The following is a 25,351-nucleotide window of genomic DNA, read 5'->3' on the forward strand; positions in this document are numbered from 1 at the left end:
GCTCGCAGGCGGGAGCGTGAGCTGCCTGGGAAAGCGTGCAGCCTAGGCGAGCGCGGCCGCGACGCGCGCGCGCAACGCCGGCACGACATCCGCTTCGAACCACGGGTTCTTGGCCTGCCAGCGGAAGTTGAGCGGCGAGGGGTGCACGATCGGCAGGAACTCGGGCAGGTAGTCCTCATAGGCACGCACCGTCTCGGTGAGCGAGCCGCGGCGGCCGCGCCCGAGGTAGTACGCCTGGGCATAGGTGCCGATGAGCAGCTTGAGCCGGATGTCGGGCATGAGCGCGAAGAGCGGCGGATGCCAGCGCGCCGCGAAGCCGCGCCGCGGGGGCAGGTCGCCTCCCGTGCCCCGGCCCGGGTAGTAGAAGTCCATCGGCACGAGGGCGAAGAGCGCGGGGTCGCGGAACTGCTGCTCGGTCACCCCGAGCCAGTCGCGCAGGCGCACGCCGCTCGCGTCGTCCCACGGCACGCCGCTCGCCTGCGCGAGGCGGCCGGGCGCCTGGCCGATCACGGCGATGCGTGCCGTGGCACCCGCCGTGTACAGGGGCGCGTAGCCGAGTTCGCGCATGGCCGCGTTCTCGGGGTCGTCGGCGATCGCGGCGCGGATCTGCTCGAAGCTCGCCAGTTCGGTCACGATGCGGGTGCCTCCTCGGGCGGGTAGGTGAGCACACCGTCGACGAGCACCATGGCGGGGTTCAGCTCGGCGCGTTCGACGTGGGTGGGCGACATGATGTGGAAGACCTCCGCGCCCGCGACGATCGCGGCATCCGTGATGAGCCGCCGGTGGCAGCGCCACGGCACGGCCTCGCTGCACATGATGGCGGGCACGGCGCTGTCGGCCAGTTCGAGCAGCGTCTCGAGCCCCGCGGCGAACTCGGGCGTGGCCATGTAGTCGGCGTAGTCGCGGAACGCGCGCACCCGCCACCAGCCGTTGGGGCTCTCGACGCCGGCGCGCGTGCGCCGCCTGCCGCCGAGGTCCTTCGCCCAGCGGTAGCCGATGCGCTCGGGCAGCTCGACCTCGATCGCCTCGCGGTCCCACTGCGGGAAGGCGCGTGAGCCGGGCAGCGAGCGCACGTCGACGAGCTCGGTCACGCCGTTTCGCTCGAGCATGTCGAGCACCTCGTCGAAGTCGCGCGTGGAATGCCCGATCGTGAAGATGCGGCGGCGGGCGGTGGTCATCTGAGCTTCGTGAGGGCTGCGCCCTTGTGCATGGCGACGTGGTCGGTCGTGTCGCTCTGGATCTCGTACTGCGGGTCGTCGGGTGTGCACCGCCGCATGTGGCCCTTGTACTCGGTGTCGCTCGTGTGCACGCGCGTGATCACGCCGGAGACGCGCCCAGCCTCGGAGTTCCAGCTCACGTGGTCGCCCACCGAGAACGTGGTCATGATCGCCGCCCTTCGTTCTCCGGTCTACCGGGTGGGCGGGCGGGTCGCAAGCCGGTTGTGTCGCAGATACAGGCTGAAACTGCCCGTCACGGCAGGTTGCGACACCTCAGGCTCGGGTTCGGCCTGTTTCTGCCACACGCAGCCGCCGTGACCTCAGGCCAGCACGACCTCGACGCCCGCGTCGCGCAGGCGCTGCAGCTCGTCGGGGTCGGCGGAGTCGTCGGTGATGAGGGTCGTGATGTCGGAGATCTCGGCCATCTTCGCGAGCGCCGCCCGTCCGATCTTCGAGCCGTCGGCCACCACGATCGTGCGCTGCGCCTTCGACACCATGGCGTGGTTGGTGCGCGCCTCGGTCTCGTCGTGCGTCGTGACGCCCGCGGATGCCGAAACCCCGTCGGCACCCAGGATGGCCGTGCCGACGTTGACGGCGCTGAAGGTGCCCTCGGCGAGCACCCCGACGAGCTCGAGCGACTGAGGCCGCAGGATGCCGCCCGTCATCACGACCTTGAGCCTCGGGTACGACGCCACGAGCGAGGCGATCGAGAGCGAGTTGGTGACGATCGTCAGGTCGGCGTGGTTCACGAGCTCGCGTGCGACGCCCGCGGTCGTCGTGCCGCCCGAGAGGGCGACGGCGTGCCGCTCGCGGGGGATGCGGATGGCGGCCGCGCGCGCGATGCGGCGCTTCGCATCCTGGAACCGGGTGTCGCGCAGCGCCACCGGCAGTTCGGCGAGCGAGCCGGCGGCCTTCGCGCCGCCGTGGGTGCGCACGATGAGCCCCTGGTCGGCGAGCACCGTGAGGTCGCGCCGCAGGGTCGCGGCGGAGCTCTGGAACAGCTCGGCGAGCTCGGTGAGCGACACCTCGCCGCGCTCGGCGATGGCGTCGAGGATGTCGGCCATGCGGCGGGAGCGTTTGGGGGAGCCGCCGAGCTCGGCGACGGTACTGGTGCTGTAGGCGGTGGCCATGGAAAGCGAGCATGACAGATGAGCGAATGCACGTCAATCCGCTCATTTGGTTGCGCGAGTCGCGCAGTCTCTCGACAATCGGAGCATGCCGACGATCGTCTTCCTGGGGGCCGGCAGTGTCGTGTTCACGCGCCAGCTGCTCACCGACCTGCTGCGCTTTCCCGACCTGCCCGTGCTCGACATCGCCCTGCACGACATCGACCCCGAGCGTCTCGAGGTCGCCCGCGGCACCGCCCTGAACGTCGCCAAGCAGCTGGGGCGCGAGGTGCGGGTCACCGCATCCGCCGACCGGCGCGAAGCGCTCGCCGGCGCCGACTTCGTGATCAACATGATCCAGGTGGGCGGCATCGCGGCCACCAAGATCGACCTCGAACTGCCCGCCCGCAAGGGCCTGCGCCAGACCATCGGCGACACGACCGGCGTCGGCGGCGTCTTCCGGGCGCTGCGCACCTTCCCGGTGCTCACCGGCATCGCGCGCGACATGCGCGAGCTCTGCCCCGACGCGTGGTTCCTCAACTACACGAACCCGATGGCCATGAACATCTGGTGGATGTCGCACGTCGCCCCCGAGATCAAGGCCGTCGGCCTCTGCCACAGCGTGTACTGGACCGTCAACGACCTGTGCGAGCTCGTGGGCGTGCCGCTCGAAGGCACCCACTACCGCGCGGCCGGCGTCAACCATCAGGCCTGGCTCACCGAGTGGAGCCGCGACGGCGAAGACCTCTACCCGCGCCTGCGCGAGAAGATCGCATCCGACCCCGAGCTGGAACGCCGGGTACGGGTCGAGATCTTCCGCCGCATCGGCTACTACCCCACCGAGACGAGCGAGCACTCCTCCGAGTACCTCGACTGGTTCCTGCGGGATGACGCCCAGATCGAGCGGTTCCGTCTCGAACCGCTGCAGTACATCGGCATCTCGGAAGAGAACGTGCACGAGTTCGACCAGGCCCGCGCGACGCTCGCCGCGGGCGGCGACGTGCCGCTGCACGAGGAGGGGATGCGGCCGAGTACGCGCCGCAGATCATCCACTCGATGCTCACCGGCACGGCGCGCGAGATCCATGTGAACGTGCCGAACCACGGCCTCATCGACAACCTGCAACAGGGCGCCGTCGTCGAGGTGCCCGCCACGGTCGACGGCTCGGGCGTGCACCCGATCGCCTGGGGCGAGGTGTGGCCGGCCGGGGCCGCGCTGGGCCGCACCTATCTCTCGGTCGCCGAGCTCACCATCCGTGCTGCCGCCGAGGGCGACCCCGAACTCGTGCGCCGCGCGGTGCTCGTCGACCCGAACGCGAGCTCGACGCTCACCCCGGCCGAGATCTGGCAGCTGTGCGACGAACTCACCGAGGCGCACGCCGCGCTGCTGCCCGTGGCGCTCGGCGGCACGCTCGACGAGGGCCGATGAGCCTCGTCGCCGCCGCGTCCCTCGTCGCGGGTGCCGCGGCCCGCGGGCGCGCGGTGCCCGCCTTCAACGTCATCACTCTCGAACAGGCGGAGGCCGTGGTCGGTGGGGCCGCGGATGCGGGCGTCGGCGCGCTGGTGCAGGTGAGTGAGAACGCGATCGGCTTCCGGGGCGGCTTCGCGCCCCTGCTCGCCGCCTGCCGCGAATTGGCACGCGAGGCGACGGTGCCCATCGGCATCCACCTCGACCATCTCGAAGATTCCGAACTGGCTGCGGCTCTCGTCGCTCGCGCTCCCGAACTCGGGGTCGGCTCGCTCATGTTCGATCGCGCGACCCTGCCCTATGACGAGAACGTGGCTCTGACGGCACGCGTGGCGGCGGACGCGCACGCGGCGGGGCTCTGGGTCGAGGGCGAGCTCGGCGAGGTGGGCGGCAAGAACGGCGCGCATGCGCCCGGCGTGCGCACCCATCCGGAGGAGGCCGTCGCGTTCGTCGCGGCCACCGGTGTCGACCTGCTCGCCGTCGCGGTCGGCTCGAGCCACGCGATGCGCGAGCGCACAGCCGCGATCGACCTCGACCTCGTGGCCCGGTTGGCATCCGCGGTTCCCGTGCCGCTCGTGCTGCACGGCAGCTCGGGCGTGGCGGATGCGGTGCTCGCGGACGCGGTCGCCGCCGGCATCCGCAAGGTCAACGTGGGCACCGTGCTCGGTGTCGTCGGAACGACGCGGCTGCGCGAGGAGCTCGCCGCGAACCCGGATGCCGTCGACCCGCGAAAGTACCTGCGCGGTGTGCGTGCGGCGACGCGCGACGAGGTCGCGCGCCTGGCGGCGCTCGTCGGCTGAGGCGCCTGCGGTGGCAGCGCGGCGCAGCGGTGATGCCCGCTTCTCCTGAGTTGCGAATCCGAGGCGTGACGTAAGTCAGGAACATCGCTGTGCTGCGGGCCGGATGGGGCGCGGATCGCCCGATGCTCCCGAGATGCGTAATGGAGGGGCGGCGGTTTCGAGACGCCCGCTGCGCGGGCTCCTCAACCACCTGGGTGCGCCCGCTGCGCGGACTCCTCCCCCATCGGTGTGCCTGTCGAGCTGGTTGAGGAGCGCCGGGCCGCAGGCCCGACGCGTCTCGAAACCAGCGGCCCCTACAGTCCCAGCACCCGCAGTGCGTTGGTGCGGTACACGCGCTCGAGCACGTCGGCGGGCAGGCCGAGGGCCGAGACGGTCCAGCGGCCCTGCGGCGGCACGGGCTCGCCCGGCGCGTACTCGAAGGCCTCGTCGCGCGTCTCGAGGAAGCGGAAGTGCAGGCGGAACTGCTCCGCGGATGCGGGGTAGATGTCGGTGCCGAACAGCACGCGGTCGGGGTGCCGCTCGAGCAGCCGGGTGAAGCGTCGCGGCTGGCGGCCGAGCTCGGCCATCCGTCCGCCGATGTCGACCGTGTAGTTCGGGCAGTCATCCAGCAGCGCCTCGACGAGGTAGAGGTCCTCGGCCGCGCCCCCGACGTGCGCCCCGATGAACCGCGTGCCGGGGCACGCCTCCACGAGCCGCCGATGGGTGAGCATGAGGCGGTCGAAGCTCGGGTGCACCGAGCGGTCGCCGAACCACCACTCCTTCATCTGCATGAGCTCGTCGATGCGCTCGTTGTGCGCGTCGAGCGGCTCGAAGAAGGCCTTCGGGTCGGCCGTGTGGATGAGCACCGGCAGCCCGAGCGAGCCCGCGTGCTGCAGCACCGCGATCACGCGCGGGTCGTCGGGCAGGATGAGCGCCCCGTCCGAGTCGCGGATGGTGAGGCCCAGGTTCTTCCACACCTTCACGCCTCGTGCGCCCCGCGTGGCGCTGTCGTCGAGCGAGGCACGCAGCCGCTCCACGCCGTCGTCGGATGCGAGCTCCGCCCAGTCGAGCTGGCAGAAGGTCAGAAAGCGTCCGGGGTACGCGCGGTCGTAGCGCTCGACGTTCGCGGTGACCTCCTCGCCCCACATGCCGTCGAGGTTGACGATCGTCTCGACGCCGCACGCGTCCATGATCGCGATTAGGGCATCCGGATCCTCGATCATCCACTCACCGTCGCTCAGCCAACGGCCGAGGTGGTTGTGCACGTCGATCGCCGGGAACGCGGCCCGCTCGACCTCGGTGGCCGGCAGCCGCAGCTGCGAGACGGGATGCCAGTCGAGCACCGGCAGGCGGCGCAACTGCTCCCAGGAGAGGGGCGGGGTGGCGTTCTCGGTCACGGGCGGCTCCTGTGCTCATCCGACGGGGTGCGCTCAGGTTATGGCGAGAATGCGCGTACGCAACGCAAGTGCACATCAGTAATGAGCGAATTGAGCAGTTTGCTTGGCAAACGATCATTCCGTCGTTCACCATTGAGCCACCCGCACGAGAGGACACAGCAATGCAACGACGCATCCCCTTGATCGCCCTCGCCGCCGCGACCACCATGGCCGCCGCAGCCCTCACCGGCTGCACCAGCGGTGGCGCGACCGAACTCGACACCGACGCCGACGTCACCATCACGTGGTGGACCGGTCAGAGCGACGAGGCCGAGAGCATCCTCGAAGGCCTCGCGGCCGAGTTCGAGGACCTGCACCCGAACGTCACGGTCGCCATCTCATCCGGCGCCTCCTCCACCGAGGAGCTGCTGCAGAAGCTGTCGGCCGGCTTCGCGAGCGACACCTATCCGAACATCTCCTACTCCTTCGGCTCGTGGGCCAGCGAGCTCGAGTCGTCGGGTCGCACGCTCGACCTGCGCGATCAGGTCGACGACCCGTCGTTCGGCTGGGACGAGTTCTCGGAGGCCGCCCGCGCGACGGTGCAGCCCACCGGCGAGAAGATCATCGGCTTCCCCGCCCTCGTCGACAACCTCTCGCTCATCTACAACAAGACGGTCTTCGACGCGGCCGGCCTCGACTACCCGACCGAGGAGTGGAGCTGGGACGACTTCCGCGACGCCGCAAAGCAGCTCACCGATCCCGCGACCGAGACCTACGGCTACGCCTACTCGGTGTCGGGCTCGGAGGAGACCACCTGGCAGTTCTGGCCGCACCTGTGGCAGAACGGCGGCGAGATCCTGAACGACGACGGCACCGCTGCCTTCGCGAGCGACGCGGGCGTGGAGGCCCTCGAGTTCCTGCGCCAGATGGCGGTGGACGACAAGAGCATCTACCTCGATCAGACCGACACGAAGTTCGCGCAGCTCTTCGCGGCCGACCGCATCGGCATGATGACCTCCGGTCCGTGGCAGCTGTACGACCTGAACACGGCGGGCACCCAGTACGGCGTGACTGTGCTGCCGGGCACCGACGGCGACCACCAGACCGTCTCGGGTCCCGACATCTGGGCGCTCTTCGATACGCAGGACGTCAACGAGAACTACTGGTCGGTCGAACTGCTCAAGTGGCTCACCGCGCCCGAGCAGGACCTGCGCTGGAACGTCGAGTTCGGCAACCTGCCGCTGCGCGCGAGCGAGATCGATAGCCCCGAGTTCCAGGCCCAGGTCGAGGCGCTTCCCGGCATCGACATCATGGCCGCCAACAACGAGAACGCGATCAAGTCGCGTCCCACGGTGGCGGGCTATGTCGGGCTCTCCGAGGCCATCGGGTCGGCCATCTCGAAGGTGCTGCAGGGTCAAGGCGACCCGAAGGACGCCCTCGAGGGTGCCGCCCAGAAGGCCGACGAAGCACTCTCCGACAACTGAACCACTCAGGTGGGGCGGTCACCCGACCGCCCCACCTCCACCCCGCAGCAGGAGCGCAGTCCCACATGAACATCACCTCCTCGAGATCGAGAGCCAGCCCGAGGTCTGGCGCCGGTCGCTCGAGCTCCTCGACGACGCCACCCGGGTGCTCACCCGGAGCGGTGAGCGCGTGCTCGTCATCGGATGCGGCACCTCCGCGTTCGTGGCCGAGTCGTTCGCCCTGCTGCGGGAGACCGCGGGCTTCGGCGAGACGGATGCGGCCTACGCATCCGAGCCGCGGCCGTGGCGGCCGTACGACGCGGTGATCGGCATCACGCGCTCGGGCACCACGACCGAGGTGCTGCAGGCGCTGCGCGCACTGCCCGAGGGAGTGCGCAAGGTCGTGGTGACGGGCGTCGCCGACTCGCCGGCGGCGGAACTCGCCGACGAAGTGCTCGTGCTCGACTTCGCCGACGAGAACTCGGTCGTGCAGACCCGGTTCCCGACGACCTTCCTCTTCCTCGCGCGTGCCGCGTTCGGCGAAGACGTCTCGGCGCTTCCCGAGCTCGCGGAACAGGCCATCGCGGCCGGTCCGCCCGAGGCGCCCGAGGGCTTCGACCACGTCGTGTACCTCGGTCGCGGCTGGACTTACGGTCTGGCGCAGGAGGCGGCCCTCAAGATCCGCGAGGCGGCGCAGGCGTGGGCGGAGTCGTATCCGCTGCTCGACTTCCGTCACGGCCCCCTCGCCGTGGCCCACCCCGGCTCGCTCGTCTGGCTGCTCGGCGTGCGCGACGACGAGCTCGCGCGCGACATCGAGGTGACGGGCGCGCGCGTCGTGCAGTCGGACGCCGACCCGCTCGTGCAGCTCGCCGTCGCGCAGCAGCTCGCGGTGCGCACCGCGGTCGCCCGCGGGCTCGACCCCGACCACCCCCGACACCTGACGCGGTCCATCGTTCTCGGCTGACGCCGAGAATGGTCGAGGAGGCGACGATGGCGACGATCACCGAGACACCGAGAACCCGAGGAGCGGAGGCCGGCGGCACCCCGCGCGGCTCGTCTCCCGACACCCGAGCGGGATCGCGCAAGCGCCGCGGCCTCGGCAACCTCACGGGGTGGGCCTTCGTAGCGCCCGCGATGGTCATCATCCTGGGGCTGTCGATCTTCCCCGCCGTGTGGGCGTTCATCCTGTCGCTGCAGAAATGGAACGGGTTCGCGCCGCCCAAGTTCGTGGGCGGCAACAACTACGGCAAGCTGCTGAGCGACGAGGAGTTCTGGGCGGCGGTATCGCACACCGGTCTCTACGTGCTGCTGTTCGTACCGGCCTCGGTGCTGCTCGGCCTGTTCCTCGCTGTCGCGCTCAACCGCGACATCCCACTCATCGGGCTCTACCGCACGGCCATCTTCGTGCCGTTCGTGGCGTCGGCGGCGGCCACCGGCATCCTCTCTACCTATCTGTTCAGCCCGCAGTTCGGCCTCGCCAACAATGTGCTGCGCTCGCTCGGGCTGCCAGCCCAGCACTGGCTCGAGGATCCGAACCAGGCCATGCTCGTGATCGCGATCATGTCGCTGTGGGGCCAGGCGGCGTTCACGACGGTTATCTACCTCGCGGCCCTGCAAGACGTGCCCACCGATCTGCTCGAGGCGGCGCGCATCGACGGAGCCAACCGCTGGCAGACCTTCTGGCGGATCGTGTGGCCGCAGCTGAGCCCGGTGACCGTGTTCGTGACGATCTGGCAGGTGATCGGCGCGCTGCAGCTCTTCGACCTCGTCTACACGACGACGCGCGGCGGCCCCCTGGATGCCACCAAGACGATCGTCTACTACCTGTGGGAGAAGGCGTTCAAGGCGCTCGACTTCGGCGGCGGGTCGGCGGCGGCCTATGTGCTGTTCGCGGTGACCCTGGTGATCACGATCGGCATGGTGCTCTACGCCCGCAGCCGGAAACTGGAGGCCTTCTGATGGCGATGACGGCCACTCGCGCCCTGCACACGGCGGGCACGCCCCAGCCCAAGCGGCGCTTCAGCATGTGGCACCTCGTGCTCGCACCGATCGCGCTGCTGTTCGTGATCCCGTTCGCGCAGATGCTCATGGCATCCCTGTCGCCGGCCGAGGAGCTCGTGAAGTTCCCGCCGCCGTTCATCCCCTCGCGCATCACCTTCGACGGCTTCGTGGCGCTCTTCACGACGACGGATGCGGTGCGCTGGCTCATGAACTCGACGATCGTCTCGGTCGTGTCGATCGTGGCGCACGTCGTGCTGTGCTCGCTCGCGGGCTACGGCTTCGCGCGCTTGCAGTTCCGAGGGCGCAATGTGGGCTTCTTCCTGATCGTCGCGACGATCATGATCCCGACGCAGCTGCTCATGATCCCGACCTACATCATGTTCTCCAAGCTCGGGCTCGTGAACACGCTGGCCGCGGCGTTCGTGCCGTGGCTGGCATCCGCGTTCGGCATCTTCCTGATGCGGCAGTTCTTCCTCTCGATCCCCGCCGAGGTGGAGGAGGCGGCGTCGCTGGACGGCGCGAACCGTCTGCAGATCTTCCTGCGGGTCGTGCTGCCGCTGGCCCGCCCCGCGATGGCGACGCTCGCGATCTTCACGCTCCTGAGCTCGTGGAACGACCTCATCTGGCCGCTCATCGCGATCAACGACGACAACTGGTTCACGGTGCAGCTCGGCATCGCCAACTTCCAGGGCACCCGGCGCACGCAGTGGAGCTGCTGATGGCCGGTAACGTCGTGGCGACGGCACCGCTCGTGCTGTTCTTCCTCTTCGCTCAGAAGCAGTTCGTGCAGACCATGACCATGTCGGGACTCAAGGGATGACGCGGGTGCTCGTCGCGGGCGACGCCAACCTCGATCTCGTGCTGCGTGGTGACGTCGTGCCGCGCTTCGGTCAGGCGGAGCAGCTTCTCAACGGCGCCGACCTCGTGCTCGGTTCGAGCGCCGGCATCTGCGCGGCCGGGCTCGCCCGGCTCGGCGTCGACACGGCGCTCGTCGCGCGCGTCGGGTCGGATGTCTTCGGCGATCGCACGCGCGAGCTGCTCGCCGATGCGGGGGTCGACACCGCGCCCCTCGCGGTCACCGAGGAGCCCACCGGTGTCTCGGTGATCCTCTCGGCGCCCGACGACCGGGCGATCCTCACCCTCACCGGCGCCCTCGCCTCGCTCACGGGGAGGACGTGCGCGCCGCCCTCGAGAGCACGGGCGCGACGCACCTGCACGTCGCCTCCTTCTTCCTCGTGCCGCAGCTCGCCCGCGAGCTGCCCGAGGTGCTGGCCCGGGCGCGCGAGCGCGGCGTCACGACGAGTCTCGACACCAATTGGGATCCCGCGGAGAGCTGGCACGGAGTTGCGGAGTGCCTGCCGCACCTCGACGTGCTGCTGCCGAACGCACAGGAGGCCGTCGCGCTCGCGCGCTCGCTCGGGGAGGATCCCGCGGATGCCGTGGCGGCATCCGTCGCGCTCGCCCGGCGCGGCCCGCTCGTCGTGGTGAAGGACGGCGTCGAGGGCGGCTTCGCCGTGCGCCCCGACGGTGCCGTGGTGCGCGCCGCGGGTCTCGTGCTCGACGTCCTCGACACGACGGGCGCGGGCGACAGCTTCGACGCCGGGTTCCTCGCGGCGTGGCTCGACGGGCTCTCGCTCGAGGAGGCTGTGCGCTGGGCCGCCGTCGCCGGATCGCTCTCCACGCGCGCCGCGGGGGCACGGGCGGCCAGGCCACGCACGCCGAGGTCGAGGCGCGGATCGCTGCGGAGCGCCGCGCGTGATCACCTGCCTCGGGCTCTCCCCGGCGCTCGATGTGACCTACGGCGTCGACGCGCTCGAACCGGGTGCCATCCACCGCCCCGCCTGGAAGGTCGCGCTTCCGGGCGGCAAGGCGCTCAACGTCGCGCGTGCCGTGCACGTGCTCGGCGGCCGGGTGCGCGCGATCGCACCACTCGGCGGCGCGATCGGCGACGGCATCCGGGCGGCCCTCGACGAGGCCGGCGTGCTCGTCGAGCCGGTGGTCGTGGCCGAGCCGACGCGCACGTGCGTGAGCGTCGTCGACGCGCGCGACGGCAGCATCACCGAGTTCTACGAGAACGTGCCCGAGCTCGACGACGCCGGCTGGGCGGCCGTCGCCGCGGGGCTCGCGCGCGTGCACACGGGCTGGCTCTCGGTGTCGGGCTCGGTGCCTGCCGCGCGAGCCGACGAACTCGCGGACGCGCTCGCCCAGGCGGCGGATCGCGGCGTGCGCCTCGCGCTCGACCTGCGCGGCGAGGCGCTCGCGGCGTGCCTCGCGCGCACGCGCCCTGCGCTCGTCAAGGTCAACCGGGTCGAGGCCGAGGAGACGGTCGGCCCGGGTGAGCTCACCGAGCTCGCGCGCGGGCTGCGAGAGCGCGGCGCCGCGATCGCGGTCGTGACGGATGGTGCGGCCGGTTCGCTCGGGATGGATGCCGAGGGTGCGTGGCGGGTGAGCTCGCCGCGCGTCGGCAGGTACACGGTCGGTGCGGGCGACTCGTTCCTGGCCGGCCTGCTGCTGAGTCTCGACAGCGGTGTGGCGCTGCCCGAGGCGCTGCGCACGGCATCCGCGGTCGCCGCCGCCAACACCCTGCAGCCCGGCGCCGCCGTGTTCGACCCGACCGAGATCGACGCGCTCGCGGCCCGCATCGAGGTGCGGTACGTGCCGGGCGTCGAGGTCGCCGCATCCGCCGACCCGGAGCCCGCGGATGCGTCGTGAGCGTGTGTGGCGGTTTCGGCGCGATGTGTGGGGCGCGCAGCCCACATCTCGCCGAAACCGCCACATTGCGCGGGCAGCGGCCGCGGTGCTCGCGCTCGCAGCCCTCGCGGGGTGCACGATGACGACACCCGAGCCGCTGCCGACGGCGGGCGGCGACGGCATCGACCTCGACGTAGGACCCCGACATCCCTTCGTCGATGCCGGGCCGACGGGCGTCACGATCACCGAGGGCGACGACTGGTCGCTGCCCGAGTGGGTGCGGCCCGCCGCGAACTCCGGCTACTTCTCGGAGGAGGCCGACCCATCCGAGCTCGTCGCCGTGCGCTCGATCGACGTGAGCTGGCGGCAGCTGCGCCCAACCGCCGAGAAGAGTCTCGACCGCACCTCATCGGGCAGCGCGCAGGGCATGAGCTTCGAGGCGCTCGACGCGCAACTCGCCCAGCCCGGCGACTTCTGGATGCGCATCTTCGCGAGCGGCGTCGACTGGGCGCCCGAGTGGGTCGCCGAGGACTGCGGCGTCACGAGCTTCGGCCCCGACTACGACGGCCAGCGGCACCTGCCGATCTGGAACGCCTGCGTGTGGGGCCACCTCATGGACACCTACCGGATGCTGTTCGTCGATCTCGGGCTCGCATCCGATCCGCGCCTGCGCTTCGTGTACGTGCCGGGCGCCTTCACGTGGGCCGAGTACGACTACGAGATGATCGCGGCGGCCGTGGATGCCGGCGAGCTGGACGAGGAGGCGTATCTCGCCTGGTACGACCACGCGTGGAGCGACCTCGTGGCCCTGTTCGGCGAGAACGCCGACAAGCTCGTCTTCACGGGCGAGGACTACCCGTGGGGGCCGTTCGGCGCCTCCGACGACCTGCTTGCGAAGCAGGCGGTCGATGCGGGCATAGGGATCCGTACCGGCATCACCGAGCTCTCGAACTTCCATCTGAGCGAGGCGCCCGCCTATGGCTCGCACATCCAGCCGAATGGGCACATGGTGGTCGACGAGTCGCTGCCCGTGCACTCGGGCCGCTTCGTCGTGGCCACCGAGAACGAGTGCTTCACCGACTGCGGCTACACGACCCCCGACGCCTACTACGCGGTGCGGCAGGCGAACCTCAAGGCGCTGCAGTTGCGCATGAACTGGATGTACGTCGTGCCGGGGCCCTCGTACATGGCCGAGTACCCCGAGCAGTGGGACTGGCTGCGGCTCTCGCTCGGCCAGACCGCGGCGAGCTCGGCGGATGCCTGGGCCGCCTTCCGCGACGCGGAGGACACCTTCTGGACCGACCCGGAATCGGGGCCGTTCGGCGACGAGGCCTCGTGGCCGACGCGCCCGTGGGTGCGCAACCTCGAGCGCTGGCTCGTGCAGCTCGACGAGCCGGGCTCCGTCGCGCATCGCAGCGACGCGGATGTGCACGCGCACGTCTTCGAGGAGGACAACGGCATCGCGCACGAGGGGCTCACCACGGATGTCGCATCCGGCGACACGGGATTCGTGCTCGAGGTGGATCCCCGGTTCGCGGCGGCCGCTGCCGACGGCACCGCGGTGCTCAAGGTGACCTACCTCGACGCGGGGTCGGGCGCGTTCGCGATCGACACCGCCGCCGGTTCCTCAGCGACGGTCGAGCGCACGGGATCGAACGCGTGGCGCACCGCGACGATCGCGCTGCCCGACGGGGCCCTCACCGCATCCGGTGCCGACGCCGTGCGGCTGCGCATCACCCTCGCGGACGGCGCCGACGACCTCGTCGTGCGTTTCGTAAGGCTCGTGCGGGGGAGGATGAACGGGGCGGCACTTAGCCGGCGTCGTACCGCTCGGTGCCTCTAGCGTTCGATCGTTCGCCGCTGGAAGCTGCGCATCGTTGACAAGCGCGAACTCCAAGCGATGCCCTGACGACCGTCAACACGAATCCCTTTGGTCGACAGCACAGGTTATGTGTACGAGGGCCAGCCGAGGGAAATGGAATGGGCGTTCGTGGGTGGCTCCACCGATGGCCAATGGGTGACCATGCGTGTCGACTTTGTTGTCACCGACGGGGGTCATGCGATGGCCGGGATGTCCCCAAGCCTGAGGGGCGCACGATCGGCAACACCCGATCGCGTCAACTGCTCGAGCCGAGCGAGCTGTCTACCGGTGAGGTAGCGGAAGCTCTGGGCCGGTTCAACGCCCAGCACCCGACGAAGTTCGTGAAGGTCCACTGGGCGTCGCCACAGCGCAGGTGTGTCGAGTTCGAGCACGGAGCAATCCCGCGCGCCATGTAAGTAGTCGGTGAGTTCCGACTGCTCCAGGCCGATTACGCCGCCATAGTTCCGCCAGATGTCTTCTGCGTTGCTACGGATGAGCCTCCGTGCGCGCATGGTTCCGAGGATCGCCTTCTCGGGTGAACTTGAGTAGATAACGACCGTCATGCTCTCGGGGACGTCGGGGAAACGACGTCGGATCTCGGCCGTCTTCGTACCGGCGAGGAGTGCGCGTGCGAAACGTGGACGAACAGAGAGGAGCAGTGCGCGGCTCATTCCGTAGGCCCACTGTCGGTCTGCAGGGACATGACATCATCGAACATTTGCGAGTCAACCTGCCGCATGCTCTGCACCCTGTCCTTCACATATCGCTTGAAGATCTCGTCGTGGCGCGACACCGATCGCCGGAGAAGTTCAGTGTCTTGGAAGCGTATGACATTGACCTTGCCGGCCTTGCCAGCGGCACCCTGTATCTCCGACTTTCGGAGAACCCCGACTCTGCCGAAGCGCTCGAGCGCTTCCTGCGCTGGCAAACGCGCGGCGTCAACCAGCATCGATCTCGCGACGATTCTCCTGGTCACGGTCGTCTTATCGCCGGTAACGTACCAAAGGATGCGTGCCGGAAGCTGCTTTGGCTCGATCTGTGATCCCGAGAAGTACACGAGCTCTCGCGAGAGACCAAGCCCTCGTCGCCTCAGCGAAATGAGCCCATCGTTCATGCCCAGCAAGTTCGCCGCCCATCGGGGCTGGATCGGAATGATGTACGTCGGCAGCTTGGCTCCGCGAACGAAGAGCGGCCACTGACGTCTCTCAGCGAGTGCGACTTCCGCTCCTGACGCGAGGCCGAGCGCTTCCGATGTTGCTTCCTCCGGGCCGAGCATCGCAGTGGGAGGTGATTCCCCGCCAAAACCGTCCGCTGCCATCGCGTCGGCGAGAGTCTCGGATATCGCCGTATCCGTGACTTGGAGGCGTGTGGCGCCATGATCCCAGGCGGTTCGCCTAAGGTGCCGCAAGAGTTGGAAAGCGATGGTGCCCCCACGTTCACCTCGAATTGCGCGGATGAGGGGGAGCCTGAGCGTTTCACCCTCGAGCTCCAATGCGATGAGGGCCCACAGGCCGCCTTGCTTGTCGACAAGCTTCTGCACTGTGGTGGTCTTGCGCTTCGCGAGAAGGTCACGAATCCTCTGGATGAAGACGCTCGGCTTCGCCTCGGTGCTGTAGACCCTGAACGCGGGCTCTAGCTCCGCTTCAGCGCTCGTGACCTCAAGCCATTCGAGGTCGCCGTCATCGACGAGGTTCGAACGGAAGTCAGTCAGAAAGGATTCGGGGCTAAGAGCAGAGATCAGTTCGTGAGGTCGGACTATTCGGATGCCGTGGTCCATCAAGTCCCATCCGGCGGCGGCCAGATGGATATTGCTGTCATTGGTCACGAAGTAGTCGGCGCCCGCGTGGATGGCGTCAGCCACATGAAGCACGTCGTGCTGGAGGCTGGGGTCCCGCCCCAGCAAGGAGGAGTCGGTTGCGGCGATCAGGGTTTCCTCGAGCGAACGATCGCCGGGCCGTAGCGTGCTCAAACGCGTCAAGTGTTGACTCGCCGCGCGGATGTGCGTGCGCGTCGCTTGATCCTTGTTCTTGCTGATCTCGTTGTCGACTTCGCCCGATACTGCGAAGCTCACAAGCGGTTGCAGCCAGTCCGACTGCAGTTCGGCGGTCTCTTCGCGGTGGCTACGAGGAATCTCGGACGGTGCGAAGAGATCCCCGATTATGTTCGTGTCCAACACGGCAATCGGTAGGCCGGATTCGAGTGATGCAGTTTCGAAGAGGTCCAGTCCTCCTCGACATTCACTCGCTTCACCCAGTTGACGAGGATCGACCCGCTGAGTGCCCTCCCTGGGCGCTCGGATGCGACGTGCATGCCCAGTGATTGCCAGAAACCGTCGATGCCGTAGTCGCTTCGGCAGGAGGCCGCGATCAAAGACCTCCGGGGGTGCAGGCTTACGGCAGTTTCGACCATCGCGCGGGCCAGTCCCGTGCCGCGCGCTGCTTGGTCCACGCATACATGGACCAGCTTGATCAGACTGCTTCGCGGAACGTCGTAGAGAACGTAACCGGCGAGGCCGCTATCGACGAAGCCGAGAAGTAAGCCTCGATGCTTTGCGCGATCACGAAAGGCGGTGTCCGGCATCGGACCGAGGCGAGCGCGGTTGGCCTTGTGAATCGTGAGGACTGCGCTCAGCTGCTCCTCTGCGTCGCTCAGTCCCGGATCCCAGGCGACGACGCTGATGGCCAACTATGCCTCCTCACCCCGACTATCCATCAGGTTTAGCGTGAGGTCCCGTCCAGGAGGCAACGACTCGCGGAAGTACCTTGATTGGTCCCCGTGTCGCAACCGCCGTGACTCCGCTCGACAGCACCATGGCGGGTTAGCGTTCTTCGTGCGCCTCGTCAGGCGGTGAATCCGCCCTCGACCGGCAGCACGGCGCCCGTCACGTGGCTCGCGCGGTCGCTCAGCAGCCAGGCTGCCGCGTTGCCGACCTCGGCTCCCGTGCCCATCTTGCGCAGCGGCATGGCCGCGATGCGGCGCGGGAGGGCCTCGGGGTCGTCGCGACGCATCGCGTCGAGCATGGCCGACTCGGTGGGGCCGGGCGCGACCGCGTTGACGCGTACGCCCTGCGGGCCGTTGTCGTGCGCGGCGGTGCGGGTGAGGCCGATCACCGCGTGCTTGGTCGCCTGGTAGGCGCCGAAGCCCGAGCTGCCCTTGTAGCCGCCGACGCTCGAGGTGTTGACGATCGATCCGCCGCCGGCCTCGCGCATCACGCGCAGCTCCTCGCGCAGGCACAGCCAGACGCCCTTGACGTTCACCTCGAAGAGCCGGTCGAAGTCGGCTTCGCTCACCTCGTGCAGCGGCCCGCTCTGCGTGATGCCGGCGTTGTTGAAGGCGCCGTCGAGCCGGCCGAACCGCTCGACGGCCGTGTCGACCATGCGGGCGACGTCGGATGCCGAGGTCACGTCGCCCGGAGCGGTCGCGACCTCGTGACCCGCAGTGGTGAGCTCGCCCGCGAGCCGGTCGAGGGCATCCGCCGACCGTGCCGCGAGCACGAGCGATGCGCCCTCCTGCGCGAAGACGCGGGCGGCCTCCGCGCCGATGCCGGTGCTCGCGCCGACCAGCAGCACGACCTTGCCCTCGAGAATCCCCATCGTCATCCGTCTCCTTCGACTCTCACATCATCCACGGTGCACCGACCTGCCCGCCTCGACGGCGGCCCGGGCGGCAGAGCCCAGCAGGCTCGCGTCATTGCTCATGAGCGTGAAGTCGAAGCCCGTCTCGAGCGACGCCTGCACGTGCGCCGCGCTCGCGCCGCCGGCGTTGCCGATGGGCTTTCCGACGGCGTGCACCGCGCGCACGGCTCCGGTGATCAACTCCACGACGGTGGGGTCGGACTCGGCGAGCCCCTCGCTCGTCGAGAGATCGGCGGCCCCCACGAGCAGCACGTCGACCCCGTCGACCGCAGCGATCTCGCGGGCGTTGCGTGCCGCCTCCGCGCTCTCGAGCTGCGGGATCAGCACGACCTCCTCGTTGCCGTAGCGCAGGTACTCGTCGCGCGAGACGGCCCCCAGGCGCCGGCGCGGCTCGTGCTGCCGACGCCGCGGGTGCCGAGCGGGGAAAGCGCACGGCGGCGACCGCGGCCCGTGCCTGCTCGACAGTGTCGACGTGCGGCAGCATGATGCCCTCGGCCCCCGCGTCGAGGATCCGTTGCGCGATGCCACCCTCGAGGCTCGGCACCCGCACGATCGGCGAGACGCCCGTGAGCAGGGCCGTTCCGATATGACGGAACGCGGTCTCGAGGTTCATCGCCGAGTGCTCGAGGTCGATCACCGCGAAGTCGAATCCGGCGAGCGCGACGAGTTCCATGCTCTCGGTCGCGGGCAGCTTCACCCAGGTGCCGAGCGGTACCCGGCCCGGATCCGCGAGCGCGGCGCGGAACAAGCTGCGCCCGAGCGGCAACGTGGGCACCGTCAGTTCCCCTCGGGGATGCCGCGGTCGGGCGGCGCCGGGTAGTCGGCGGCGTTGAGCACCCAGCCCGAGACCGAGAAGTCGACGCGCGGCGGCGAGAAGATGTCGATGAGCTGCTGGTGGGATCCCACGCCCTGAGTCGTATGCACCGTGGGCGGCGGGATGACGCAGATCGACGGCGTGGCGATCTGCCGGTGCTCGTCGGTGCGCCATGCGGCGGAGTCCGGCCCCCACGGGTACCGGATGTGGTGCACGAAGTCGCCCTTGACCGCGAGCGAGATCTGTTCGAAATCGTCGTGGTGGTGCGGTGAGAGCTTGTGTCGGTCCCGCGGGGCGGGTTCCTCGGCGAGGAAGTTCACCATGACGTTCGTGGTGCGGAAGATGCGCCCGAAGCGTCCGGGGGCGATCGGGGTCTCCGCGAGGCGGTACACCCGCAGGCGGAAGCCCCCACAGGCTCCGGCCACTCCCCGAGCGGCGCGCACCGCACATCCGGAACCTCGTACGCGTCGGCGTTGAGCGCCGCGTCGCGCAACTCGTCGGAGCGCACCGAGAACAGCCGGATGACGGGGCCGTCGCTCAGCACCTCGATGCGCGAGTCGCCGGGCGGCACCACGACGAACGCCTCCTCGTGCACGTCGGCGGTCTCGCCCGAGGCGACCACGCGGATGCGGGCGCTTTCGGAGTACTGCAGCACGCAGTACTCGTCGATCTGGCCCGGCCGCTCGAGCACGTCGCCCGCCCGGGCGCCGGCATACGACACGACGAGGTTCGAGGCGCGCGCGTTCCACACCCGGCTGCCGTGGGGCAGGGTCTGGCTCGGGTCGAGGTTCAGGAACTCGATCCACTGCGAGGGCTTGATCGGGGTCGACGGGTCGACCTCGACCGTCGGCGCGGTCGCCTGCAGGGTGGATCGGATGTCGTCCTTGGTGTAGCTCATCTGCGTCCGTTCTCTAGAGGGTGACGCCCGCGAGACCCTTGAGGCCGAGCATGCGGCGGGCGTCGTCGGGGGTGGCGATCGGGCGGCCGAGGTCTTCGATCACGCCGCGGATCTTCTCGACCTGCTGGGCGTTGCTCTCGGCGAGCCGGCCCTTGCCGATCCAGAGGCTGTCTTCGAGGCCGACGCGCACGTGGCCGCCGAGCCAGGCGGAGTGCGTGGCGAACTGCATCTGGTCACGGCCCGCTGCGAAGGCCGAGAACTGGTAGTCGTCGCCGAAGAGCTTGTCGGCGATGCGCACCATGTGCTCGAGATTGGCGTGGTCGGCGCCGATGCCGCCCAGGATGCCGAACACGCCCTGGATCATGAACGGCGGCTCGGCGAGGCCCTTGTCGACGAAGTAGGCGAGCGAGTACAGGTGCCCGATGTCGTAGCACTCGAACTCGAACCGGGTGCCGCGCTTCTCGCCCAGCTCCCGCAGCACGTACTCGATGCGGTCGAAGGAGTTGATGAACGGGTGGCTGTACGTGCCGCGCACGTACGGCTCCTCCCAGTCATGCTTCCAGTTCGTCACCTTGTCGGCGATGCCGGAGTACACGAAGTTCATCGACCCCATGTTGAGCGAGGCGAGCTCGGGGCTGAACCGGGTGGCACCCGCCAGGCGTTCGTCCATGGTCATCTGCGAGGAGCCGCCCGTGGAGATGTTGATGACCACGTCGACCTGCTCGAGGATCGGCGGGATGATCTGCTCGAACATGCCCGCCTCGAACGCCGGCCGGCCGTCGGGGTGGCGCGCGTGCAGGTGGATGATCGCCGAGCCGGCGGCCGCCGCCTCCACCGATGCGCGCACGACCTCCTCGGGAGAGAGCGGCAGGTAGTCGCTCTGCGACGGCACGTTGACGCTGCCGGTGACCGCGGTGCTGATGATCACCTTCTCTGCCGTGTGCATCATCCGGCCTTCGGCGAGTCCTCGAGACCGAGGAGGTAGGCGGTGTTGTGGCACATCATCTGCCGCACGTCCTTCTCGGAGATGCCGTGGTCGAGCAACTGCTGGGTGACGTAGAGGTAGCCGTCGACCGGCAGCGGGTTGCCCTCCTGGCCGAGGTCGGAGTCGATGACGGTGCGCTCGGGGCCGACCCGCTCGATCCAGTCGATGAGGCGGGTGATCGGCCACCCGGGCGCTGGGACGCCCGGGTGGTACATGGACATCTCGTGCTCCACGAACGCGCCGTAGGAGAGCAGCTCCTCGACGTCGTTCTCGGATGCGCCGACGATGAAGTCAGGGTGATGCAGGAGGATGCGGCGCACGCCGTTCTCCTTCGCGGTCGCGAAGAGCGCCTTCTGCGACTCGACGTCGAGGTGGCCGCCGCTCAGCATGATGTCGGCCTTCGCGATGAGCTGGGTGACGCGCACGGTCTCGGCCGAGACCTTGCCCGTGTCGTCGAAGACCGACTCGACCTTCTCCTCGAGGTCGGAGCCGGCGGTCGGGAAGCCGTCGTCGTGGCTGTGCGCGGCGATGTGCTGGGCCGCCGAGACGGTGGGTCCCCACACCGCGCGGCCGCCCATCTTGATGGCGACGGCGACGGCCGAGGGGTTGATGCCGCCGACCTCGGAGTTGAGGGCGACGCCGCCGTAGGCGGGCGTCGGCGCGTCCGCGAGCAGGTCGCGCATGGCCAGCAGGTCCATGACCGTGTTGTGGTGGTGCGACTTGATGAGGATGGCGCGCATGCCGATCCGTGCGGCGTCGTAGGAGGCCTCCACGTGGTTGATGCGTCGGGGGAACGGGCTCGGACCCGAGTGGGTGTGCAGGTCGACCGCCCCCGTGAGGACCTTGAGCAGTGCGGGTGACGGGGTGGCCCGATCGTCGACGGATGACATCCGACGAACCTCCTTGTGTTCGGATGGCGAAGTGCGTGTTCAGATTACGGATCACGCGGTGACATGTCTACACCGTCTCGCCCGGCTCTCCAAGCCCTAATTCCTGGATGTGCGCAGCGGATGCGCGATTCGGCCGCGCATATTGACGAACGTGGCATCCTGCTCTAGCGTTCGTATTCTGAAAACGCAGATTGCATTTCGAACATGACGACCTCAACGAGGAGGTGACGATGAGCACCGGATCTCCCACTCGCGACGCGACGTCCGAGGAGGATGCGCGCGAGTTGCTCGGGTTGCCGGAACTCGTGCTCGAGGGCGAACGCGGATCGATCCAATCGATCGAGCGGGCCGCTGCCGTGCTCGGCCTGTTCAACCAGCACACCCGCATGCTGACGCCCGGACTCGTCGCCGAGCGCCTCGGCCTCAACCGGTCGACAGCGCACCGCTACCTGCAGTCGTTGCAGAGCTCGGGCTTCCTCGACAGCTCCTACGGCCTCGGGCCCCTCTTCGATCAGCTCTCGGCCCTGCTCGCCGGCCGGCAGCAGCTGCTCGGCATCGCGCCCGCCATCATGCGCGAGCTCTCCGATCGCACCGGCCTCACCTGCGTGGTGAGCTTCCTCGGGCGCACGGGAGCCGTCGTGACCCTCGTCGAGGAGGCGAGCGCCGGCACGATCATCCTCACCGTGCGCACCGGCACGGTGCTCGAGGTGCGCGCCGCGCAGTCGCGCGTGCTGCTCGCCTTCCAGTCCGACCCCGCCGTCGTCGCCCGCGTGCACGCCGCCCTCACCGAGGAGGAGCGTCGCGTGGAGACCGCGGCGCTCGCGCGGGTGCGCCGAGACCGACTCGCGTGGGCCGACCTCGGCCGCATCGGGCTGGCATCCGTGGCCGCGCCGATCTTCGGTCCCCACGACATCCAGGCGGCGATCGCGCTGCTCGGCACGAGTCCCGTGCTGTCGCCCGACGACGTCGCCGGACGCGTCGAGCTGCTGCGCGAGGCCGCCGACAAGCTCAGCGTGATGCTCGCCTCGGAGGAAAGGACATCGTGACCGACCCGACAACCGATATCGCGACCGTTACGCGCGCCCAGCAGCGGCGGCGCATCAACGCGAACTGGATGCTGCTCGTGCCCGCGCTCGTGCTGCTCACGGCCGTGCTGCTCGTTCCGCTCGCGCAGAGCTTCATCCGCAGCATCGCGAGCCCCACCTGGACGCTCGAGCACTACATCGAGCTGTTCACCGACGGGGTCACCCTCACGGTGCTCGGACGCACGGCCACGACCGCGGCGCTCACGACGGTCGTGGCGTTCCTGCTCGGGTACCCCTACGCCTACTTCATGACGCGCGTGAGCGATCGCTCCCGCGCGATCCTGCTCGTCATCGTGCTCATCCCGTTCTGGACCTCGGTGATGGCCCGCAACTTCGCCTGGCTCGTGATCCTGCAGCGCGGCGGGCCCGTGCAGACCGCGCTCAGCTGGATCGGCCTCGGCGACATCCAGCTCGTCGGCTCGCAGATCGGCGTCACGATCGCCATGAGCCAGGTGCTGCTGCCGTTCATGGTGCTGCCGCTGTTCAGCTCGCTCTCGGCGATCGACCGTCGGCTGCTGCTCGCGGCGCGTGGCCTCGGATCGCCGCCCATCGTGGCGTTCTGGAAGGTCTACTGGCCGCTGTCGCGCGGCGGTGTCGTGGCCGGCCTCATCCTGGTGTTCACCCTGAGTCTCGGCTTCTATGTGACGCCCGCCCTGCTCGGTTCGCCGCAGCAGTCGCTCATCGCACAGCTGCTCGCGCAGCGCACGATGCAGCTGCTCGACTTCGAGGGCGCCGGCGCGCTCGGCATGGTCGTGCTCGTCATCACGCTGCTGCTCGTGGCCTGGGCCAACCGCGTCGGCGGCACGATCTCGGCGATCGGCGTCGTCGCGACCGGATCGGGGGCCCGCCGATGAGCTCGCTCGCCCAGGACACCCCGGAGCTGCTGGAGACCGCCGCCATCACGGCCGGACCGCGGGGCCGCCGTCGCCGTGACCGATCGGTCGACCCCATCCCCTGGTGGCTGGCCGTCGTGGGCATCGCGGTCGCGGTGTACTTCACGCTGCCGACGCTCGTCGTGATCCCGATGAGCTTCGGCGGCCAGGGCAGCTTCCAGTTCCCGCCGAAGGAGTTCACCTTCGAGCTCTACCGCAACTTCTTCACCAACCCGAAGTGGATCGGCTCGCTGCTGAACTCGCTGCTCGTCGCGGTGCTCGCCGCCATGATCGCGACGACCGTCGGCACCGCTGCCGCGCTCGGGTTGAACAACCTCACGAGCCGCTTCTCGCGCCTCGTGCGCACCCTGCTCATGGTGTCGATGGTGACGCCCGCGATCGTCATCGCCGTCGCCGTGTACATCTCCTTCCTGCAGTGGCACCTCGTGGGGTCGATGTGGGGCTACGTGTTCGCCCACGCGGCGATCGGCGTGCCGTTCGTGCTCGTCTCGGTGACGAGCGCTCTCGGCGGGTTCGACACCAAGCTGCTGCGCGCATCCGCATCCCTCGGCGCCTCGCCCGTGCGCACCTTCCTGCGGGTGACTCTGCCGCTCATCGGTCGCGGCGTCGCGACGGGTGCCGTGTTCGCCTTCGTGACCTCGCTCGACGAGGTCGTCATCGCGCTGTTCCTGCGCTCGCCCACCTTCCAGACCCTGCCCGTGCAGATGTACACGGCCGTCACCGTCGAGGTCGATCCGACGATCGCCGCGGCCTCCAGCCTCGTGGTCGTGACCGTGACCCTGCTGCTGCTCATCCCGATGCTCGCGCGACGCCCGAAGCGCCGATAGGAGAACCATGACCACCTCGACGACCGTGCGCGCCGACAGCGCCGCCGCCACCCCGACCGCGACGGGCGGCACCCGCATCCATCTCGAGCACGTCACGAAGGACTACGGCCTCGCCGTGCCCGCCGTCGACGACATCACGCTCACGATCGAGCCGGGCGAGTTCATGACGCTGCTCGGCCCCTCGGGCTCGGGCAAGACCACGACCCTCAACCTCATCGCCGGCTTCGAGAGCCTCACCGAGGAAGGATCGCCCTCAACGGCGCCGACGTCGGCAAGCTGCCGCCGCACAAGCGCGATCTGGGCATGCTGTTCCAGAACTACGCGCTCTTCCCGCACATGACCGTCGCGCAGAACGTCGCGTACCCGTTGCGGGAACGCCGGATGTCGAAGGAGCTGATCGCGCAGAAGGTCGCCGCCGTGCTCGAGCTCGTGCAGCTGACCGGTCGCGACGACCACTACCCCACGCAGCTCTCGGGCGGACAGCAGCAGCGCGTGGCGCTCGCGCGCGCGATCGTGTTCGACCCCAAGGCGCTGCTGCTCGATGAGCCGCTCGGGGCACTCGACCGCAACCTGCGCGGCGCGCTGCAGGCCGAGATCCGCCGCATCCACCGCGAGGTGGGATCGACGTTCGTGTTCGTGACGCACGACCAGGAAGAGGCCATGAACCTCTCCGACCGCATCGCCCTGTTCAACCAGGGCCACATCGAGCAGGTCGGCAGCCCCGAGGAGCTCTACCGCCGGCCCGAGACGCTCTTCACCGCGCGGTTCCTCGGCGACTCGAACGTCTTCGAGCTCGCCGGGGAGCGGATGGCGCACGCGTGGGCTGGGAGGACCGCGAGTGGGCCGTCGATCCCGCCACCATCGCGACGCATCCCGGCGTGCGGCGCCAGGCGGCGGTCGTGGTGCGACCCGAGGACATCGGGATCGCGACCGTGGGTGCCGCGCTGCCGGCGGATGCGAACTCGGTCGGCGCACGCGTGGTCGACCTCGAATACATGGGCGCGTACCGCACCGCCATGCTCGCCTTCGGCGCGGCAGGCGTGACGGGCCGCGCGCGGATCGACGCCTTCGACGCGTCGGTCGCGATCGGAGACGAGGTGATCGCGCACTGGCGCCCCGAGCGCCAGCGCCTCGTCGCTGCATGAGACGTCGCGGCCGACCTCGGTGGGCCGCGATCCCGACGGCTGGGACTCCGTCGAACATCCGCTTCCGCGGATGCCAACTCCAGAGAACACGTACACCCGAGTCCGGCGACCGCCGGACTCTCGACCCGGAGGAACAGACAACGATGTCCCGAATCACATTCCGAACCCGAGCCGGACGGCGCGCCGTCGTCTCCGGCGTGGGCCTCGTCGCGGCCGTA

27 protein-coding genes and 4 pseudogenes are annotated in these 25,351 nt (G+C 69.3%); 16 read left to right on the top strand and 15 right to left on the bottom strand.

Annotated elements, in window-relative coordinates; translation table 11 throughout:
* Positions 1-42: 42 nt before the first annotated feature.
* The 4 genes from QQK29_RS07150 to QQK29_RS07165 all read right to left on the bottom strand — a co-directional run bounded on the left by QQK29_RS07150 (position 43) and on the right by QQK29_RS07165 (position 2,347).
* A complete protein-coding gene (locus tag QQK29_RS07150) occupies positions 43-633 on the bottom strand; it encodes a uracil-DNA glycosylase family protein (RefSeq protein ID WP_284299039.1) in 591 nt (196 codons plus the stop codon).
* Positions 630-1,178: a DUF488 domain-containing protein gene (locus QQK29_RS07155; RefSeq protein ID WP_284299041.1), complete on the bottom strand. Its 549-nt coding sequence runs from the start codon at positions 1,176-1,178 to the stop codon at positions 630-632. The genes QQK29_RS07150 and QQK29_RS07155 overlap by 4 nt, the downstream gene beginning before the upstream one ends.
* Positions 1,175-1,384, bottom strand: coding sequence for a hypervirulence associated TUDOR domain-containing protein (locus QQK29_RS07160; protein WP_284299043.1), 210 nt, complete (start codon positions 1,382-1,384; stop codon positions 1,175-1,177). The genes QQK29_RS07155 and QQK29_RS07160 overlap by 4 nt, the downstream gene beginning before the upstream one ends.
* A 153-nt stretch (positions 1,385-1,537) precedes the next feature.
* On the bottom strand, positions 1,538-2,347 hold the full coding sequence (locus QQK29_RS07165; RefSeq protein ID WP_284299045.1) for a DeoR/GlpR family DNA-binding transcription regulator: 810 nt from the start codon (positions 2,345-2,347) through the stop codon (positions 1,538-1,540).
* An 85-nt stretch (positions 2,348-2,432) separates the two neighbouring features.
* Between QQK29_RS07165 and QQK29_RS07170 the strand changes: the two genes are divergently transcribed.
* The 3 genes from QQK29_RS07170 to QQK29_RS07180 are packed head-to-tail and all read left to right on the top strand — an operon-like array spanning position 2,433 to position 4,590.
* A complete protein-coding gene (locus QQK29_RS07170) occupies positions 2,433-3,413 on the top strand; it encodes a family 4 glycosyl hydrolase (RefSeq protein WP_284299047.1) in 981 nt (326 codons plus the stop codon).
* Positions 3,380-3,751, top strand: coding sequence for a family 4 glycosyl hydrolase (locus QQK29_RS07175; protein ID WP_284299049.1), 372 nt, complete (start codon positions 3,380-3,382; stop codon positions 3,749-3,751). Before QQK29_RS07170 ends, QQK29_RS07175 begins: the two co-directional genes overlap by 34 nt.
* Positions 3,748-4,590, top strand: a complete 843-nt coding sequence (locus QQK29_RS07180; RefSeq protein WP_284299051.1) for a class II fructose-bisphosphate aldolase — start codon at positions 3,748-3,750, stop codon at positions 4,588-4,590. Before QQK29_RS07175 ends, QQK29_RS07180 begins: the two co-directional genes overlap by 4 nt.
* 293 nt (positions 4,591-4,883) lie before the next feature.
* On the opposite strand, the gene QQK29_RS07185 is transcribed toward QQK29_RS07180, so the two are convergent.
* Positions 4,884-5,966: an amidohydrolase family protein gene (locus tag QQK29_RS07185; RefSeq protein WP_284299053.1), complete on the bottom strand. Its 1,083-nt coding sequence runs from the start codon at positions 5,964-5,966 to the stop codon at positions 4,884-4,886.
* A 161-nt stretch (positions 5,967-6,127) separates the two neighbouring features.
* Here QQK29_RS07185 and QQK29_RS07190 point away from each other — a divergent pair, with 161 nt between their 5' ends.
* The 8 genes and pseudogenes from QQK29_RS07190 (at position 6,128) to QQK29_RS07225 (ending at position 13,943) form a co-directional block, all read left to right on the top strand.
* Positions 6,128-7,429, top strand: a complete 1,302-nt coding sequence (locus tag QQK29_RS07190) for an ABC transporter substrate-binding protein (protein ID WP_284299055.1) — start codon at positions 6,128-6,130, stop codon at positions 7,427-7,429.
* A gap of 145 nt (positions 7,430-7,574) precedes the next feature.
* Entirely contained in the window at positions 7,575-8,372 is a 798-nt protein-coding gene (locus tag QQK29_RS07195) for an SIS domain-containing protein (protein WP_284299057.1), read from the top strand.
* A gap of 26 nt (positions 8,373-8,398) precedes the next feature.
* Positions 8,399-9,367 (top strand): carbohydrate ABC transporter permease, encoded by a 969-nt coding sequence (locus QQK29_RS07200; protein ID WP_284299059.1) that lies wholly within the window; start codon positions 8,399-8,401, stop codon positions 9,365-9,367.
* Positions 9,368-9,372: 5 nt separating this feature from the next.
* Positions 9,373-10,128, top strand: coding sequence for a carbohydrate ABC transporter permease (locus QQK29_RS07205; protein ID WP_284299061.1), 756 nt, complete (start codon positions 9,373-9,375; stop codon positions 10,126-10,128).
* Positions 10,129-10,225: 97 nt separating this feature from the next.
* Positions 10,226-10,522, top strand: a pseudogene (locus QQK29_RS07210) (carbohydrate kinase family protein); the annotation flags it as partial.
* A gap of 122 nt (positions 10,523-10,644) precedes the next feature.
* A pseudogene (locus QQK29_RS07215) lies at positions 10,645-11,058 on the top strand (PfkB family carbohydrate kinase); the annotation flags it as partial.
* A gap of 106 nt (positions 11,059-11,164) precedes the next feature.
* Positions 11,165-12,121, top strand: coding sequence for a 1-phosphofructokinase family hexose kinase (locus QQK29_RS07220; protein WP_284299063.1), 957 nt, complete (start codon positions 11,165-11,167; stop codon positions 12,119-12,121).
* 85 nt (positions 12,122-12,206) lie between these two features.
* Positions 12,207-13,943 carry a hypothetical protein gene (locus tag QQK29_RS07225; protein WP_284299065.1) on the top strand — a complete coding sequence of 579 codons (1,737 nt, stop codon included), beginning with the start codon at positions 12,207-12,209 and terminating at the stop codon, positions 13,941-13,943.
* A 212-nt stretch (positions 13,944-14,155) separates the two neighbouring features.
* Here the strand turns inward: QQK29_RS07225 and QQK29_RS07230 are convergent, their stop codons facing one another.
* The 10 genes and pseudogenes from QQK29_RS07230 to QQK29_RS07270 all read right to left on the bottom strand — a co-directional run bounded on the left by QQK29_RS07230 (position 14,156) and on the right by QQK29_RS07270 (position 21,183).
* A complete protein-coding gene (locus QQK29_RS07230) occupies positions 14,156-14,632 on the bottom strand; it encodes an ASCH domain-containing protein (RefSeq protein ID WP_284299068.1) in 477 nt (158 codons plus the stop codon).
* Complete coding sequence (locus QQK29_RS07235) at positions 14,629-16,137, bottom strand: PIN domain-containing protein (protein WP_284299070.1); 1,509 nt, start codon at positions 16,135-16,137, stop codon at positions 14,629-14,631. Before QQK29_RS07235 ends, QQK29_RS07230 begins: the two co-directional genes overlap by 4 nt.
* Positions 16,119-16,646, bottom strand: a complete 528-nt coding sequence (locus tag QQK29_RS07240) for a GNAT family N-acetyltransferase (RefSeq protein ID WP_284299072.1) — start codon at positions 16,644-16,646, stop codon at positions 16,119-16,121. The genes QQK29_RS07235 and QQK29_RS07240 overlap by 19 nt, the downstream gene beginning before the upstream one ends.
* 155 nt (positions 16,647-16,801) lie before the next feature.
* Positions 16,802-17,560, bottom strand: a complete 759-nt coding sequence (locus tag QQK29_RS07245; RefSeq protein ID WP_284299074.1) for an SDR family NAD(P)-dependent oxidoreductase — start codon at positions 17,558-17,560, stop codon at positions 16,802-16,804.
* 21 nt (positions 17,561-17,581) lie between these two features.
* Positions 17,582-18,124: an aldolase/citrate lyase family protein gene (locus tag QQK29_RS07250; RefSeq protein ID WP_284299077.1), complete on the bottom strand. Its 543-nt coding sequence runs from the start codon at positions 18,122-18,124 to the stop codon at positions 17,582-17,584.
* Positions 18,027-18,371, bottom strand: a pseudogene (locus QQK29_RS18595) (aldolase/citrate lyase family protein); the annotation flags it as partial. The gene QQK29_RS07250 and the pseudogene QQK29_RS18595, both read right to left, overlap by 98 nt.
* A gap of 2 nt (positions 18,372-18,373) precedes the next feature.
* Positions 18,374-18,733, bottom strand: a complete 360-nt coding sequence (locus tag QQK29_RS07255) for a cupin domain-containing protein (RefSeq protein WP_284299079.1) — start codon at positions 18,731-18,733, stop codon at positions 18,374-18,376.
* A complete protein-coding gene (locus tag QQK29_RS07260; RefSeq protein ID WP_284299081.1) occupies positions 18,727-19,308 on the bottom strand; it encodes a hypothetical protein in 582 nt (193 codons plus the stop codon). The genes QQK29_RS07255 and QQK29_RS07260 overlap by 7 nt, the downstream gene beginning before the upstream one ends.
* Before the next feature lie 13 nt (positions 19,309-19,321).
* Positions 19,322-20,257: a 3,5-dioxohexanoate:acetyl-CoA acetone transferase gene (kce, locus tag QQK29_RS07265; protein ID WP_284299083.1), complete on the bottom strand. Its 936-nt coding sequence runs from the start codon at positions 20,255-20,257 to the stop codon at positions 19,322-19,324.
* A complete protein-coding gene (locus tag QQK29_RS07270; RefSeq protein WP_284299085.1) occupies positions 20,254-21,183 on the bottom strand; it encodes a DUF6282 family protein in 930 nt (309 codons plus the stop codon). Before QQK29_RS07270 ends, kce begins: the two co-directional genes overlap by 4 nt.
* A gap of 230 nt (positions 21,184-21,413) precedes the next feature.
* Between QQK29_RS07270 and QQK29_RS07275 the strand changes: the two genes are divergently transcribed.
* The 5 genes and pseudogenes from QQK29_RS07275 (at position 21,414) to QQK29_RS07295 (ending at position 25,133) form a co-directional block, all read left to right on the top strand.
* The gene (locus tag QQK29_RS07275; protein WP_284299088.1) at positions 21,414-22,229 is read left to right on the top strand and encodes an IclR family transcriptional regulator; all 816 of its coding nucleotides are present in this window, start codon (positions 21,414-21,416) and stop codon (positions 22,227-22,229) included.
* Positions 22,226-23,122 (top strand): ABC transporter permease, encoded by an 897-nt coding sequence (locus QQK29_RS07280; RefSeq protein ID WP_284299090.1) that lies wholly within the window; start codon positions 22,226-22,228, stop codon positions 23,120-23,122. The genes QQK29_RS07275 and QQK29_RS07280 overlap by 4 nt, the downstream gene beginning before the upstream one ends.
* Complete coding sequence (locus QQK29_RS07285; RefSeq protein ID WP_284299092.1) at positions 23,119-23,988, top strand: ABC transporter permease; 870 nt, start codon at positions 23,119-23,121, stop codon at positions 23,986-23,988. The genes QQK29_RS07280 and QQK29_RS07285 overlap by 4 nt, the downstream gene beginning before the upstream one ends.
* A 163-nt stretch (positions 23,989-24,151) precedes the next feature.
* Positions 24,152-24,480: pseudogene (locus tag QQK29_RS07290) on the top strand (ABC transporter ATP-binding protein); the annotation flags it as partial.
* Positions 24,481-24,920: 440 nt separating this feature from the next.
* Positions 24,921-25,133 carry a TOBE domain-containing protein gene (locus QQK29_RS07295; protein WP_284299095.1) on the top strand — a complete coding sequence of 71 codons (213 nt, stop codon included), beginning with the start codon at positions 24,921-24,923 and terminating at the stop codon, positions 25,131-25,133.
* The last annotated feature ends 218 nt before the right edge of the window (positions 25,134-25,351 follow it).

Source organism: Homoserinibacter gongjuensis, from assembly GCF_030161875.1.
In the GTDB taxonomy this organism is placed as follows: domain Bacteria; phylum Actinomycetota; class Actinomycetes; order Actinomycetales; family Microbacteriaceae; genus Homoserinibacter; species Homoserinibacter gongjuensis.

What these genes read in the sequence shown, in the direction of transcription:
- QQK29_RS07165 (WP_284299045.1), bottom strand. Translation starts at nt 2,347, where the DNA reads ATGGCCACCGCCTACAGCACCAGTACCGTCGCCGAGCTCGGCGGCTCC.
- QQK29_RS07200 (WP_284299059.1), top strand. Translation starts at nt 8,399, where the DNA reads ATGGCGACGATCACCGAGACACCGAGAACCCGAGGAGCGGAGGCCGGC.
- QQK29_RS07275 (WP_284299088.1), top strand. Translation starts at nt 21,414, where the DNA reads ATGAGCACCGGATCTCCCACTCGCGACGCGACGTCCGAGGAGGATGCG.
- QQK29_RS07155 (WP_284299041.1), bottom strand. Translation starts at nt 1,178, where the DNA reads ATGACCACCGCCCGCCGCCGCATCTTCACGATCGGGCATTCCACGCGC.
- QQK29_RS07160 (WP_284299043.1), bottom strand. Translation starts at nt 1,384, where the DNA reads ATGACCACGTTCTCGGTGGGCGACCACGTGAGCTGGAACTCCGAGGCT.
- QQK29_RS07270 (WP_284299085.1), bottom strand. Translation starts at nt 21,183, where the DNA reads ATGTCATCCGTCGACGATCGGGCCACCCCGTCACCCGCACTGCTCAAG.
- QQK29_RS07255 (WP_284299079.1), bottom strand. Translation starts at nt 18,733, where the DNA reads ATGGTGAACTTCCTCGCCGAGGAACCCGCCCCGCGGGACCGACACAAG.
- QQK29_RS07260 (WP_284299081.1), bottom strand. Translation starts at nt 19,308, where the DNA reads ATGAGCTACACCAAGGACGACATCCGATCCACCCTGCAGGCGACCGCG.
- QQK29_RS07180 (WP_284299051.1), top strand. Translation starts at nt 3,748, where the DNA reads ATGAGCCTCGTCGCCGCCGCGTCCCTCGTCGCGGGTGCCGCGGCCCGC.
- QQK29_RS07230 (WP_284299068.1), bottom strand. Translation starts at nt 14,632, where the DNA reads ATGAGCCGCGCACTGCTCCTCTCTGTTCGTCCACGTTTCGCACGCGCA.
- QQK29_RS07175 (WP_284299049.1), top strand. Translation starts at nt 3,380, where the DNA reads ATGCTCACCGGCACGGCGCGCGAGATCCATGTGAACGTGCCGAACCAC.
- QQK29_RS07205 (WP_284299061.1), top strand. Translation starts at nt 9,373, where the DNA reads ATGACGGCCACTCGCGCCCTGCACACGGCGGGCACGCCCCAGCCCAAG.
- kce (WP_284299083.1), bottom strand. Translation starts at nt 20,257, where the DNA reads ATGATGCACACGGCAGAGAAGGTGATCATCAGCACCGCGGTCACCGGC.
- QQK29_RS07190 (WP_284299055.1), top strand. Translation starts at nt 6,128, where the DNA reads ATGCAACGACGCATCCCCTTGATCGCCCTCGCCGCCGCGACCACCATG.
- QQK29_RS07170 (WP_284299047.1), top strand. Translation starts at nt 2,433, where the DNA reads ATGCCGACGATCGTCTTCCTGGGGGCCGGCAGTGTCGTGTTCACGCGC.
- QQK29_RS07285 (WP_284299092.1), top strand. Translation starts at nt 23,119, where the DNA reads ATGAGCTCGCTCGCCCAGGACACCCCGGAGCTGCTGGAGACCGCCGCC.
- QQK29_RS07245 (WP_284299074.1), bottom strand. Translation starts at nt 17,560, where the DNA reads ATGACGATGGGGATTCTCGAGGGCAAGGTCGTGCTGCTGGTCGGCGCG.